Origin of the sequence: Vibrio sp. Isolate30, from assembly GCF_022397975.1 — a bacterium.
Lineage (GTDB): Bacteria > Pseudomonadota > Gammaproteobacteria > Enterobacterales > Vibrionaceae > Vibrio > Vibrio fortis.
On the sequence record NZ_JAKEUS010000013.1, the window covers coordinates 22,925 to 37,285 of the forward strand.

Genomic DNA, 14,361 nt, shown 5'->3' on the forward strand with positions numbered 1-14,361 from the left:
AATGACCCTTGTTTCTTTATTTGTCGCTCTTTTATCTGGCGTACTGTTTGGCGCTGGGATGAATGTTTCTGGAATGGTCGACCCTGCAAACATTTTTGCTTTTCTTGATATCACGGGTGAGTGGGATCCGAGTCTTGCGTTCGTGATGGGGGGAGCTCTGCTCGTATTTGCGCCTTTCTACCATTTAATCATCAAACCTCGTAGTAAAACTGTTGATGGCAATGCGTTTAGCCTGCCTACGAATACAAAGATTGATCACAAACTTATTTTGGGCGCGTCTATTTTTGGCCTAGGTTGGGGGATAGGTGGTATCTGCCCAGGGCCAGCAGTGGCTAGCTTAGGTGAGGGCAGTATTACCATCATCCTGTTTATTGCTAGCATGATGATTGGGATGAAGTCGGTTACCTTATTCGCAAGAAAGTAACCGTATGTTTTTCTAAATCAGCTTAACGGAAAGGGGGGATACTTGTAAGGTACTTCTGACAGTGAAGAGTATTTAAGCCGCTTATTATTAGCGGCTTTTGTTTATTTATTGCACTGGCCTAGGTCTGCTCTCACCCCCGTGACTGACAATACCTGTTATTTCACTTTCTTCTTTTTGCCGAAAACTTACGACCATCTTTAATATTTAGCACCATTAAACTTAGGTTGGTTGCACCTGCAATCAACTCTAGTGCCTGTACTCCGTAAAAGAGAGCCCCAAACTCACCGGCTTGCGCCCATTGATTAAGGAAGTAAGCGGCTGGGATCAAAATAGCGATGCCGTTGAAAGCGATGATCGGCATACGCTTACTTTTGCGTTCAATCACTTTCCCCTTTCTTACTTTGGCCATAGCGGCGCCTGTCGCCCCTGTGGTTGCAATAGCCGGTACCAATATGAACAGCCCAGGAAAGACGATAAGAGATTTCACCAACTGGATGGATTCCGTTGAACCAAATAACTCAACAGCCAACGTTGAAGTAAAAAAAGTTGCGACACATAGGGTGGCAATGATGGCAGCGGTGCGGTGAATGATTGGTTTCATAATCGGATTCTCTTAGTTGGTAACATGTTGTCGATGTAAACTTAGTAAAAAGACAACCTGTTGTCAATGTGATTTTTTAAGGTGAGAATCAAATTTAATCAATATGCTGGTTTTATATTGGCTTAAATTATTGTTAAATAATGCTTAGTTGTGTTTTATTGAGAGTTTTGAATAAAATTAGTGGTAAGGAGGGTGTTTGACAACAAGATGTCTTTATGGATAAGGTGACACTGTATTGTCAATCTAGTGGGGCGATGCCGTGAGCGGTATCAGACTCTTCGGGTTGGGCTTTTCATCGGTGTTCGGCACTAAGCCGATAAAGGCATAATTAGGTTGCTGCTAGAGTAAAAGTGACGCTCTAATCGCAACCTAAGGCTTTGAACTTGTTACTTTTGAATTTGTTCTTCTGAACATATAGAGTAGCAAGCAGTTAAATGTGTTGGGCGCAGTTATGTATATTGATCCAAAGGGTGAAATGTTCACCAATGTTGTTTTAGAAATCTTTAAAGTGAATGGAATGCTCAATGCGGAAGGCGATGAGATGTCCAAAGAGTTTGGAATGAGCAGTGCCCGCTGGAAAGTGCTTGGTGCTATTGTCAAACTTGAGCAAGCAGCGACAGTCGCGCAAATTGGCCGCACCATGGGGCAAAGTCGCCAAGCAACACAAAGGCTCGTTGATGTGATGGTAAAAGATGGCTTATTAAAGATGCTGGACAACCCACACCATAAGCGTGCCAAGCTTGTTGATTTGACTGATGAGGGCAAACGCGTTTACAACTTTTTATACATCAAGCAGTTATCATGGGCTGCGAAAGGTGCCGATGGTCTTGACCTTAAAGATCTAGAAACCACCCTTGCGACACTTCAAAAGATGTCCCAGCACTTCGATAAATAGAAATAAGAGCTGATTGAATAACAGAAAGCCTCCTGAGTGGAGGCTTTGTTTGGGTGTGGTTTGCTTTTTAGCTCATAGCCATGTCAACGTCTATGACTGTGATGGGGATACAAAATGAGTCCTCGACTCGTTTAATTGATCAAAGAGGCTAAAGAACTCTCTTACATCATTCTTGTTGTTAGTGACTACGTTACTGCTATCCAACATCTCATCTAAATCTAATTCTCCAACAAAGTACTGCACCCAAACTTGTTTAGGTAGGCTTAGTTCGAGGTTGGGTTGCTGTACATAAGTAGCAACATTAGGCACAAACTCCGCAACCGTACTGCGAACATGTAATCCTGATGTAGGCCCATCAGCATCTGTGATTTTAATTGCCAGCATTTGGTTTTTACCATAGCTAGCTTTCGGATCCAGACGCACTCGGAACTGGTTAATGAAAGTCTCCGATGGCATGTCAATGATAGAATCTACATCTGAGAAGACGACTGTAGGGATTTCTAGCTTACCTTCTAAAGCGAGTGCTTTTGTGAGGTACCAAGAACGTGGAATAGTCGCTTCGGTTCTATAACCCATTTCTCTTAACGCATTGGCTAAAAGTTGCTTGGCTTCTTTATCGTTTGGCGCAACACGAACTAAGTAGCCTCCTAACTCAGCTGACCAAGCAAATTCTTTGTTTTCTAGAGTCTTAACCAGCTCTTTTTTCACTGCGTCGACGCCTCCAAAGCCTTCAATTATCTTTTGGGCTTGTAGACTTGGCTCAATGGTATTTAACGTTTCGACTTCGCCATTAAACCAACCTAACGCATGTTGATAGATGCTTTTTGGATAGTAGGCAAACTCACCATAGCTCATTTGGTTATGGGGGAACTCAGCTAAGTCTTTAGGCAACTGCACAGAATAACTTAGCTCTTCGGGTGTTTGTCCGAGTAAGATACCGCGTAGTGTCTGATCATAGAGATACATAATGCCATCGTAGTAACCATTCAATACTGTTTGGATATTCTCTTGACCACTGAGCGGTTCTGCATGGGTGTTAATTAAATGCTCTGGATTCAGGCTTCGGAGAAGTTGAATCCCTTCAGCCCAGTGTGTCGGGTCTCGGTATATTGAACCTCGCAACGTATAGAAGTTAGGGTAGGTTGGCCATAAATGGTTGTTCAGGACGGTATTTGACTCAGGTAAGTACACAATAACTTGGTCATCTGTATCGCTGTCAAAGTCGGTATAGAACACCATTTCAACCCCATCGACAGTCATCACTTCACCGTTTGTTACAGGCGTATTTACAGGGATGAACCCTTTGGTTTTACCTACAGGGGTAGGGGCTTTAGCGTCTGCTCCATTTTCTGGTAGTAACACAGAAAACTGCTGATAGGCTCTAGCAGTTAATGTTGGTGACAATTCTGGTATCGATGAACCAAGGCCGCCACTCTCTAGTATGTTTGAGTTGACTTTAGGGTGGCCTATTACGGTCAGTTCACCGTCATAAACGTCTTGTAGAGCTTTCGAACCAAAAGCATAGTGCGAATGGCTGTAGATAACCGTATGAATTGGCTTATCACTAATGTGTTCTCGCACTAACTCAATGATCTCTCGAGCTTCTTCTATATCGTCACCAGAGTCATAAATAATTAGCCCAGTATCTCCTTCAATGACGGTTTTATAGCCCCAATGAAAGCCAGTTAAAGCCCAAACGCCGTCTGCTACTTGTTTGATGTATGCCTCCTCAGGCTGGGTTTTCGCAATGTTATCAATAACAATGGAATTTACCACTCCACCATTATCATATTTAATTAGGTTAACTTCTGAACCGTTATATATATTTTGATGGTTAGGGAATATGTTATCACTAGCGACCGTAGTGGCACTAATAGATGCGGTTATTAGAAATGTTTTTATAGAAATAGCCGATGCATTAAGTTTCATTTAAACTCCGAATTATTTGATCTAATAAAGAATGCTTGTGATATAAAATAAAGGCATGTCTGATTTTTTAATTGTTACTTTAACTATTTAGCCGAATGACTAATATGGAGAAAAAAGCCAAATAACCAATAAATATTAAGCTGGCTGGTAAGTACTTCATATTCCCTCCTTATGTTTTCTAATCTCAATATCACATTGATTTTTCCGGATGGGTAGGAATTAGAGAAATTCATAATTGCAGCTAATTGGTTACAAATTTGAATTTCTGTAATTCATCGCGGTTACTATTGAGGGAAGTGATAATGAACCCGTTAGCCGAAAGTGGCCTTTAATTAATAACTGGAGTCATCATGAAATCGAATTCATTACGTACAATCATCCCTGCTTTATTACTTGGATTATCAAGCACAGCTGTACTTGCTGACATAACGATGAAAGAACGAACGGTACCCACACCTGCAGGTGTTTCGTCGGAGTTTGCACAAATATTAGAGAACAGAACGGTTCCAGCGCCACAGCCAGTACCGACCACTACAGAAGAGTGGTTAGCGTATCAAACTCAGTTCGATGCCTCTGGTATTGAAATTGCCCATAAAGCTTTAGAGCGTACGGGGGTGACTTTTGAGACCAAGCAGATTGCAGGTGTTGATACATTCTTAGTGACGCCAAAAAACATTGCACCTGAATATAAAGATAAGTGGCTTGTTCATATTCACGGTGGGGCATTTGTTTTCGGTGGTGGCGAGTCGGCACTACGTGAAGCAATATGGATGGCGGACGGACTTGGAGCGCAAGTGATTTCGATTGATTATCGCCAGCCGCCACTGCATCCATTCCCTGCTGCCGTTGATGATGCGGTGGCAGTGTGGAAAGAGCTGATTAAAACTCAGTCTCCAGAGTCAACCGCTATGTTTGGCACCTCTGCTGGTGGTAACTTGACCTTGGCGACAACACTTAAACTGCAAGAGTTAGGTCTACCAACACCGGGTGCGTTATTCGCGGGCACACCTGCGGTTGATTTGAAAGAGACATCAGACTCTTGGTTAACCCTTCAAGGGCTTGACCAGCTCGGTCAGCGAGCTGGGATGATTGATGGAACATTTGAATTGTATGCAGGGGGAGAGTCACTTGATAACCCAATCATCTCCCCAATTTATGCCGAGATTGATGAGTTTCCACCAACTCTTTTTATTTCGGGTACTCGTGATCTCTTATTAAGTGACACCGTTCGAATGCACCGCCTATTACGTAGTGCGGATGTAGAAACCGATCTTCATATTTATGACGGGCAATCTCATGGTGATTACATGAATAGCTTATTATTCGATATGCCTGAGTCTGATGATGCGCTTAATGAATTGAGGAATTTCTTCAACAAACATATTAATCGCTAGTTATAAGGAAGTGTAACCGACGCTTATTCACAGGGATGTGGCTTCTTACCTAGGAGGCTATGATGACTAAAATATTCACGTCCATTTTCAGATGTTTCGCGACTCTCCTCAGTGCGAACTATCACTATGCCCCACATCAATCCGTATTAGACCACTCATACCCCATCGCACCAATGGTGGAGCTAAAACTGCGTAATAGCGGGAGAAGCCGGTGATTAGAGTGCTATTCAAAACACTGCTTGGGTTGTGCTTAACGATATCCAGTTCATTAGCGGTATCGAGCACAACCCTTGAGTTATCAGACACATCAAGCCCAAATAAGACGCTTGCAAGTTTTATGAGAGATTCTAGTGTTGTCATTGAACACTGGCAGCAAGAGACATTACATACAAAAGAAGCGCAATACGCCTACTCTCAAGTCCAACGAACCATGGATCTTTCTATGGTGCCTAATCGCAGTAGAACCGTCGTGGTGATGGAAAAAATCATTCTTCTTAGAGAGCTACTCGACCGGATCGACCAGGCGACTCATGAGCTTGCGCCTAACGTAATTCAAGTGAAAGAAAAAGGCATTGAACACTGGCGTTTTGGAAACACAGAAATCGTAATATCTCGTCAAGCGGAGGGCGAAAGGAGTGATCAGTTTCTTTTCAGCTCAAGCACGATTCAGAGTTTGTCTCGCTGGTATCGCACGATGTCCGCGCTTCCCTATGATGCGGAGAACCGTTCTGACTATTATCAAGAGTTTTTGATCAGCCCGGGGCCATTGTTTTCTAAGCAATTTATTCTATCTTTGCCTCAACCATTCAATGAACTTCATGGCCCGTTACCGATGTGGCAGTGGTTCGCACTTGCAGGCATTCTGGTTGCCTGCCGAATATTGATGAAAATCAGCTTCATATTGGGTGAACGTTGGAATCTTCGCTGGGAAAGCAGAGGCTTGAAATGGCAGGCGGGCAGGCTGTTTTCTCTTGTCGGGGTTGTGAATTTATTACTGCTCGCAAGGTGGATTATTGATGATGGTGTTTGGATCTCTGGTGGAGTTTACCAGTTGTTTACAACCTCATTTTTGCTCGCGCAGTTCTTTTTTGTTTCTTGGCTAATTATGGCGATCTTTAACTATTTCGCGGATATCTACGCATTCAAGAAGCATAACGGCAAACATGTCGATTCCTCATTAATCACTGTACTCGCTCGTATTTTTGGCGGTCTAACGATCGTTATTCTTGGTATTTACGTCATTGAGTTTATGGGATTTTCTATCTCCCCAATTCTTGCTGGTTTAGGTGTGGGTGGTTTAGCGGTTGCTTTGGCAATTCGACCGATCTTAGAAAATGTCATTAATGGCTTAACCTTGTATGCCGATGGTGGGGTGAAGCTTGGTGAGTTTTGTCGATATGGGGATAAGCTTGGCACAATAGAGAGTATAGGCTTACGTTCCACGCGTGTTCGCACTTTAGAGCGCTCGTTGATTACCATACCTAACTCAGAATTTGCCAATATGGAAATAGATAATCTAGAGCGGCGTGACAAGCGACGTATGGATCATATTATTCGGCTCCGTTCAGAAACCTCACTCGATCAGTTGCGAGTGCTTATCGTCAACATTCGCCGTTTGTTACTGCAGCACCCAATGATAGAAGAGGAGCCGGTGCGAGTGCGGTTGATGGGAGTAGGAGAGTACTCTATCAATATTAATATGATGGCTTACATTAGTTGCCGAGATCATGAGGAGTTTATGGCAGTGCAAGAAGACATTCTGTTTTCAATGCTGACTCAGGTTGACAGTGTGGGCGCCAAGATAGCGCATTCCACTCAATATCAGCTATTTGATAAGGTATCGACGGATAACCAAGAGCAGAAACGGAAAGCGGAGCAAGTGGTTGCGCAGTGGCATGAAGAGCAAGCTTTCCCATTTCCAGACTTTAGTTATGAATATAAGTATGAGATCAAAGACACCGTTATGTATCCAGCTACAACCTCTGCAGTACGTCAGTCTGGATCTATGTAGCCGACTGTTCAGGATACTGTACTTCCGGCTGGGCAAGATTGTCAAAGAAGTGCTGCATTGTCTGGTGCAAGAGTTGGTGGAGTGGGAAGCCCCGCTTAGATTGCAGGTAGCCCCCATCCACCACAATTTGTCGGAGTTCTTTCGGCAAGTTCGGTAGTGGATAACACGCTAAATCTGCGTCGCCCTCAGTCATAAAACTACTGCCAAAAGAGATCGAATCTGAGTGCTTAAGCTTGTTTCGCAACACCGTGATACTGTGCGTTGAAAGTGCCATGTTTGCTTTGTAGCCTTTTGACTTATAGAGATCTTCTACGGGAGCCCTTTTGGTATTGATACCATCGATCAATATTCTGCTGATTGGTAAATGGTGGATGTCTTCCCAGTGGCTACTTTTCATTAGTACTGGGTGGTTTTTGCGTGCGACAATGCTTAACTTCACTTCGGTGAGCTTATGTAGATAGATATCTTGTGGAAATGGGATGCCAGAAAGCTGCAGTAAGTAATCCACTTGACCATTTAACATTTCCACTAAGCTTTTATCTTGCCAATAGACTAACTTGAAGCGTGCCTTTGGTAGCACTTTTTGTAACGCTTCAAAGATGCCATCGCCATACAGTTCGAGCAAAAATATATTCAGGGCAATTGTAACTTCACCCGTAAACTCTTTTGGTTCAAAGTTGTGGTAGGACTCGACCACTTTAATCAACGGCGAATACATTTCATCCGCAGCTTCTGCGAGCTTTTCTGCCAGTTCTGAAGGTTCAACACCGTGCGCTTTTCGAATGAAAAGTTGATCACCAAAGGTCTCTCTCAACTTTGCCATGCCTCGACTCACACTGGTTTGTGATATACCAAGCTTATCTGCCGCCACATGAGTATTACGAGTTTCGACAACCGCTTTAAGCAACTTGAGTAGATTTAGATCTAAGTCTTGAAGTTCTTTCATGGGTTACCTTTTCGTAATGAAGTTTAGAAGCACCATTTAAGAATAAGGGAAATTGCGAGTTGTTCAATAGGTTACGAATGTTATGTGGTAATGAATCTTTGATGCACTCCGCAAGAAAGGGGTGTGAGCGGCAGTCAATTTTAATATAACGTGTTCCATACAACGAAAGTAAATAAAAGGAAGGCTGGCAACATCCTTGTTACTAAAAGGGAGTAGGTGTTTGAAGTGGAGTAAGAATCTTAAATTTGAGTGTTTGAAATAAGCTGGTGCGTAGAATTCGACCTAGATAGCAGGTATACAGCTAAAAAGCATAGGTGTAGTTAAATCCAACTTTATTGTCGGATTGGTCATAGATGCCGTAGTTGATTGAAACATTTTGATTATCTGCGACTCGATAGGAGAAGCCGCTCTCCCAGTCTAACGTTTTGAATTTAAGAGTTTGGTCGCTTAAAGACATCGTATAGATTGGTACCAACATTATCGAAGCTTGCTTGGTAATGGTCATCACACTGTATAATTGTGCCATGGCAATAGGCACTTCTTTATTGAGGCTATCGTTGAAAATGGCGCCCGCGCCAATAACCGGTGCAATAATGAATCGTTCATGCAGTGGCAGGACTTGCATCGCGTTCAGTACGAAAGTGTGTGTATCGTGTCGCTCATCGTATAAATAGTCTCCCATTATGCCACTACCGAAATTGGTGCTTAGCGCAGCAGCTCTCACTCTGTAAGTATCGAAGTTGTTTAGAGACTGTGCAAAAATCAATGCGGCCCAATTATCAGTAATCGTTTTGGCATAACCAAATCCTGTCTCAAAGCCTTCGTTGCTATACCCTATCTGGAGAGAGCTATAAGCTGCTGTTGGGTCAGTGAAATCAACGGGAGAAGTTTCTATGGTGGCTTCTGTAAATTCTTCTACCGCGGATTCAAAGTCAATTGTGTTTTCATCAGCGATAGAATAGGCACTGACAATACAGCTCAGCAATAATAGTTTGGTTTTCAAAATGGCTCGCCTATTATAGTATTGTTAAAATGGATATTAAAAAAATGAGCTGCCTATTGTTGGCAGCTCTAATAATTTAGAATGAATGCTTAAACGAAAATAATGAAAGATTATTGCCATCATCATATTGATAGCTATATACGAATGCGCTCGTGCTATTAAATTGATAACCAAGCTCTGCTGTGTAATCCCAATCTCTCAGCGTAGATTGATTTCCATTATTTTCTTTCACTTTACCTAAGCTGTAAGTGTATTCCGGTGTGAATCCTACCCACATGCTAGGGTTCAGGTTGTAAGTCATATCGAGTGATGCACTGGTGTAGTAAACACTGCTGCTCATGTCTTGATGCTTTAAATTACCTAGTGCAAGTTCTGGTGTCACGTTAAGCTTGTCCGTGATATTACTTGAACGATATAGAGTAAACTGGTAGTCGTTCGCACGTAAATCTCGAGATTCATAGTCAGTATCGTGGTGATAATTAAAAGCACCTCCTAGCCCATCAGTACGCTGGAAGTCGAAGCCAAGTTCGTGGTTATCAAAATTGTCGTCACTACTATATGAACTTAGCAAACTCCAATCGTTATTTAGTGACTTGGCATATTGAAGGCCAATATCAAAATTGTTGCTGCCGTAACCAATATTAAAACCCGAATAATGTTGTTTAGAATCCGAAAAATCAATATTAGTATTTGCAAGTACTAATGGTGAAGAAATAAGTGATGCAATTAATAGCGATGTTTTAGTTAGTTTCATAAATATAAATCCTAGTTGTGTTTGTTTATGATGCTATTTTATTTATCGACTTGGTTTTTGACTATGAATTACAGCGATTCATATTTGCTAAACGTATAAACATAAAAAAGCCCCAACCAAAACTGGTTGAGGCTCAAGCTGGGGCTGTATTGGTGACTTATAAGAGTTCGTTGATCTCAAGAACGATTTCTTGAATCCCAATTGTGAAAAATTGCACGCCCATACAAATTAGTAGAAAGCCCATAATTCGGGTAAATGCATTGATTCCATTCTGACCAAGCGCTTTGAGCAAAGGGTATGCCATGGTTAATGTGAAGGTCGCAATAAGTGCGACGAAAGCAAGTCCGGCGACGACACCACCGTAGACACTAGTCATACTGATGTGGTTTTCATAGGTAGCGATTTGAGCGGCTAGGCTGATGACCATAGCCATAGAACCTGGGCCACACAGTGACGGAATGGTCAATGGGACTAGTGCGATTGAATCTTGTCCGGACGGGGCTGCTCCATTGTCGGAGCGAGGAAACAGCATATTGAAACCAATCGCAACAATGATGATTCCCCCACCTAAACGCAAGCTTGGTATGGAAATACTGAAGAGTTCGAGTACCGATGCCCCAATAAAGAAGGTGATGCACAAGGCAATGAAAAGATAGAGTCCAGTCGCTTTGGCTTGCGACACAATATAGTTCTTATCTCGTCCCTTACTCAAACCGAGTAAAACCGTTGCTGCTGCGGGTGGATTCATAATGGGTAGCAGACCAAGAATCGTGAGTGTCATATAGGTGAATAATGTTTCTAAATGCATAGGAGTCTCCATTTAGTGGTGGAAAAGAAAGTTACATCACAGTAAAAAAGCGTGTGCTAGATATAGAACACTGAAGAACGAAATTGCGTCGGTTAAGGTTGTCAACATGGGGCTTGATAGCATAGCTGGGTCGAAGTGGAGCCGTTTGAGTAGCAGGGGCAATGTCCCCCCGATCACGACGGCAAGAGTGGAAGAAAGTGTGTAAGCAATGGCGATAACCAATGGTAATCCAGCGTGCCCTCCGCCAAGCGTGAACAGCGTAAGCAGAGCCAAAATACTACCAATTAGTATTCCATTAAGCGCACCTATTGGGATCTCTTTGGCTACCACATACAGAAAATCTTTAGGTGAGATTTGCCCCATAGAAAGTTCACGTATCGACACGGCAACGGATTGATTCCCAGCCGCACCAGAAAGGTTGGCGACAAGCGGTAACACGGCCGCTAAGACGGCAATTTGTTCAATGATGGGCTCGTAAATAGCAATGATTGAAATAGCGGCATAACTTAAGGCGACGGAAGGCAATAAAAATGCGAGTCGACGTAGGTTACGTTTTAGTACTGGCATGGTGCGAGATTCATCACCACCAAATACACCGGATTGCTCTAACATTTGCTGCTTCGAACGTTGGTATAAGGCATCATTGAGATGCTTAAAGCCGACGATGCCTATTTGGAAACCTTGTTCATCAACGATGGGAACAACGGGGTGTAAAGTGGTGTCCAGCGTACTTTTAATCGTATTTAGATCCGTGTCAGGGTTGATAACGGGCACTGTGGTATCTATGTATTCCCGTAATGACGTGCCCCGTGGTAGAAGCAGTACATCACGGATCTTCAGCCCGCCTAAATAACTTCCTTCATTGTCATGCAAGTAAACGTAACGCCACTCTAGTCGATCTAAGTTGTGTTCTTCTGCGCTTAATATTGCGCTCAAACTGTCGATGGTCGCGTCTGCTGCCAGTTTGAGGACTTCGCTTTTACAAATCCCTCCGGCAGAGTCTTGTGGGTAGATCAAGGCTGCGCGCTCTTCGTCTTTCCATGTTGAAGGTAGGGCTTGTCTGAGCTGTTTTTGTAGGTCGCTTGGCAGCTCATTGAGTAGCAGCCGACGGTCTGCGGAATGCAAATATTGAAATAGCACTATGGTGCTACTTTCAGGTAGTTGACTGATCAGCCATAGAAGCTCGGGATCAGACAAGTGATCAAGTAAGTTGGCAGCAAGGCTTGGGTTTACTTCACTTAATAGAGTCCAAGTGGCGATACGTTGCTGGTCGGTGAGCTTCCTTAATACTGATGGCAGTTCGGTGGGTTCAGCCTCTAGAAGCGTTTGATTCAGTCGTTTAGCCTTTCTTAGCGTGAGACACTCCAGTATTTTGAGATACAGCTTTTCCGCCCCTTCTGATGAAAAAGCTAATGTAATTAATGTCATATGTTAGACCTTTGACAATAAGTGATAATACGATTGAAGAGATTCTTATTAGGATGTTTGTGGTTGTTGCTTCTTGGTTGCAACCCTAATCAAGAGGGTGATAAATGCGGTCATCATCAATATCAAGCTGCCCAATAAAAACCACTTAGTCAGTAGCTCCTGATATTGAGAGACGAATGGGTGGCGCATGACCCACTGACCAGTCATTAATAGACTGATGACCCAAGTGATTGAGCTTGTGAAACTGACCACCAAAGTGCGAACCACACTTAGTTGAGCGACGCCCATTAACATGGGAGTCAACACGCGGACAAATGGAACAAACCGCGAAACGAATAAGGATAAAAAACCGTAGCGGTTTAACAGTCTTTTTGCCTTGGGTAATGATTCGTCTGGAAGGGTTTGCTCGGCTTTACGCATGAACGGAGTATTGTGCAGCCAGCGCCCTTGGAAATAGGCCACGATACTGCCCAAAAAAGAGGCACTGGTTAGAAGCATTAGAGCACTTGAAAAATCAATCGCGCCTAAACCCACCATGCCCCCGACAAACAGCACTAGGCCGTCACCGGGTAGTGGTAAGAAAACAAAACTCGACTCGAGGAAAAGCACGACACCAAGCAAAAGCAATAAAACGTGCAGTGAATTCAATTCAAGTAAGGCATCAAAGTCTTGCAGCCAAATCGCGGAAATAATCTCTTGCATGGATACTCCAAGTTAACATGGGCTCTGGCTGTTGATAGCCGGAGCCCACAATGTGTTTTAATCAAACATCAAGATGATGTAGGCAAAGAACAAAATGAGGTGTGTTGCACCATTGAGCGAGTTGGTTCTTCCGCTGCTAAAGCTGACACTGGTCATTAGGAGTGTTGCGCCGAGTAAGACCATTTCAGCAGGGGCTAGGCCGAGTTGGATGGGTTCGTTCATTACCCCTGAAATCAGCAGAACGGCAGGTACGGTTAGTGCAATGGTGGCAAGAACAGAACCAAAGAACAGATTCATTGCTCTTTGCAATTGGTTAGTGACAGCGGCTTTGACTGCACCGACTGCTTCAGGAGCAAGAATAATTAACGCGACGATTAATCCACCTAGCGCGGCAGGTGCGCCCATCTCCGTGATTCCATCGTTAATTGGGATCGCGAGGCTTTTCGCTAACAAAATCACCACGATCAAATAGCTCGCCAGCATAATCGTGTGAAATATATTGCTGTGAAGAGGGCCGTGATGTTCGTGGTGATCTTCATTGTCGCCATCGATGAAGTAGTCGGTATGGGTGCGTGTTTGGATGAACAGGAATACGGCGTACAAGGCGATCGAAGCGAGCACTAATGTCCAAGTTAGGCTGGTCGACATGTTACCCAATGGGTCCATACTGGTGAAATTAGGCAGTACCAAGCACAGTAATGAGAGTGGGATAATGGCCACCAAGTACGCTTTTATTCCATCAAGGTTGTAGGTTTGAGTATGGTATTTCATACCGCCGATCAACAAGGTGATACCAACAAAGCCATTGAGTACTGCCATCACGACAGCAAACATGGTGTCACGTGCTAAGAAGGGGTTTGATTCTCCGGTCAACATAACCGACGAGACCATAATGACTTCGAGTAGTACTACGGACAGCGTCAGTATTAAGGTGCCATACGGATCACCAAGCTTTATTGCTAGAGCGTCAGAGTGACGAACAACCGAGAATATAGCGCTCATGACGGCGTAAAACAGCGCCGCCGTAATCATGATATAAGTGAATGGTTCTACGCCACCTTGTAACCAATTGTCGCCGACCAGCTTAAAAAACAGGACGGCGAGCAGGCCAAGTGGCAATTTATATTCTTGTTTGAGTGCGTTGAGCATATTGAGCCTTTATTAAGTAATCGAAGACTCGCTAATGTCCTTTAACGAGAGTTAATCGGATGAATACTGCAATTTCCTCTGCAGCAATCGGTTCGTTTCAAGTCATGTGTTTAGGTTCAGCATTTAATGCGATAGGCCTAAAGCTAGAGCAATGCGCCTAAGCATGTCGCTAACTTAATGTGAACAGGTTATTCAAACTATGGGTTAGAGAAATTCATATTTGGTTGACTTGGTTTTTCATATATGAATTTCTCTAATTCCTCGAAAACATTCGATTTAATCAAAATAATGAGAACTGAATTAATTAATGAGGATAG

At 43.3% G+C, this 14,361-nt stretch carries 13 protein-coding genes; 4 read left to right on the plus strand and 9 right to left on the minus strand.

Going from position 1 to position 14,361, the window contains the following annotated elements; genetic code table 11:
- The first annotated feature begins 1 nt into the window (after nucleotide 1).
- Nucleotides 2-424, plus strand: coding sequence for a YeeE/YedE family protein (locus L1D60_RS21110; protein ID WP_239842829.1), 423 nt, complete (start codon nucleotides 2-4; stop codon nucleotides 422-424).
- A gap of 160 nt (nucleotides 425-584) precedes the next feature.
- On the opposite strand, the gene L1D60_RS21115 is transcribed toward L1D60_RS21110, so the two are convergent.
- Nucleotides 585-1,025, minus strand: a complete 441-nt coding sequence (locus L1D60_RS21115) for a hypothetical protein (RefSeq protein ID WP_239842830.1) — start codon at nucleotides 1,023-1,025, stop codon at nucleotides 585-587.
- Between the two features lie 451 nt (nucleotides 1,026-1,476).
- Here L1D60_RS21115 and L1D60_RS21120 point away from each other — a divergent pair, with 451 nt between their 5' ends.
- Nucleotides 1,477-1,920, plus strand: coding sequence for a MarR family winged helix-turn-helix transcriptional regulator (locus L1D60_RS21120; RefSeq protein ID WP_239842831.1), 444 nt, complete (start codon nucleotides 1,477-1,479; stop codon nucleotides 1,918-1,920).
- Between the two features lie 90 nt (nucleotides 1,921-2,010).
- On the opposite strand, the gene L1D60_RS21125 is transcribed toward L1D60_RS21120, so the two are convergent.
- The gene (locus tag L1D60_RS21125) at nucleotides 2,011-3,696 is read right to left on the minus strand and encodes an alkyl sulfatase dimerization domain-containing protein (RefSeq protein ID WP_239842832.1); all 1,686 of its coding nucleotides are present in this window, start codon (nucleotides 3,694-3,696) and stop codon (nucleotides 2,011-2,013) included.
- Nucleotides 3,697-4,199: 503 nt separating this feature from the next.
- Here L1D60_RS21125 and L1D60_RS21130 point away from each other — a divergent pair.
- Together L1D60_RS21130 and L1D60_RS21135 are read left to right on the plus strand one after the other, a co-directional pair.
- Nucleotides 4,200-5,243: an alpha/beta hydrolase gene (locus tag L1D60_RS21130; protein WP_239842833.1), complete on the plus strand. Its 1,044-nt coding sequence runs from the start codon at nucleotides 4,200-4,202 to the stop codon at nucleotides 5,241-5,243.
- A 211-nt stretch (nucleotides 5,244-5,454) separates the two neighbouring features.
- Nucleotides 5,455-7,254 carry a mechanosensitive ion channel domain-containing protein gene (locus L1D60_RS21135; RefSeq protein WP_239842834.1) on the plus strand — a complete coding sequence of 600 codons (1,800 nt, stop codon included), beginning with the start codon at nucleotides 5,455-5,457 and terminating at the stop codon, nucleotides 7,252-7,254.
- On the opposite strand, the gene L1D60_RS21140 is transcribed toward L1D60_RS21135, so the two are convergent.
- The 7 genes from L1D60_RS21140 to L1D60_RS21170 all read right to left on the minus strand — a co-directional run bounded on the left by L1D60_RS21140 (nucleotide 7,247) and on the right by L1D60_RS21170 (nucleotide 14,044).
- The gene (locus tag L1D60_RS21140) at nucleotides 7,247-8,200 is read right to left on the minus strand and encodes a LysR family transcriptional regulator (protein ID WP_239842835.1); all 954 of its coding nucleotides are present in this window, start codon (nucleotides 8,198-8,200) and stop codon (nucleotides 7,247-7,249) included. The genes L1D60_RS21135 and L1D60_RS21140 overlap by 8 nt on opposite strands.
- 301 nt (nucleotides 8,201-8,501) lie before the next feature.
- Entirely contained in the window at nucleotides 8,502-9,203 is a 702-nt protein-coding gene (locus L1D60_RS21145) for a hypothetical protein (protein ID WP_239842836.1), read from the minus strand.
- Nucleotides 9,204-9,279: 76 nt separating this feature from the next.
- Nucleotides 9,280-9,957 carry a hypothetical protein gene (locus L1D60_RS21150; RefSeq protein WP_239842837.1) on the minus strand — a complete coding sequence of 226 codons (678 nt, stop codon included), beginning with the start codon at nucleotides 9,955-9,957 and terminating at the stop codon, nucleotides 9,280-9,282.
- A gap of 157 nt (nucleotides 9,958-10,114) precedes the next feature.
- Nucleotides 10,115-10,765 carry a MarC family NAAT transporter gene (locus L1D60_RS21155; RefSeq protein ID WP_239842838.1) on the minus strand — a complete coding sequence of 217 codons (651 nt, stop codon included), beginning with the start codon at nucleotides 10,763-10,765 and terminating at the stop codon, nucleotides 10,115-10,117.
- Between the two features lie 36 nt (nucleotides 10,766-10,801).
- Nucleotides 10,802-12,193 (minus strand): magnesium transporter, encoded by a 1,392-nt coding sequence (locus L1D60_RS21160; protein WP_239842839.1) that lies wholly within the window; start codon nucleotides 12,191-12,193, stop codon nucleotides 10,802-10,804.
- Between the two features lie 48 nt (nucleotides 12,194-12,241).
- Nucleotides 12,242-12,895, minus strand: coding sequence for a DedA family protein (locus L1D60_RS21165; RefSeq protein WP_239842840.1), 654 nt, complete (start codon nucleotides 12,893-12,895; stop codon nucleotides 12,242-12,244).
- Between the two features lie 57 nt (nucleotides 12,896-12,952).
- On the minus strand, nucleotides 12,953-14,044 hold the full coding sequence (locus tag L1D60_RS21170; RefSeq protein ID WP_239842841.1) for a calcium:proton antiporter: 1,092 nt from the start codon (nucleotides 14,042-14,044) through the stop codon (nucleotides 12,953-12,955).
- Nucleotides 14,045-14,361: the final 317 nt, after the last annotated feature.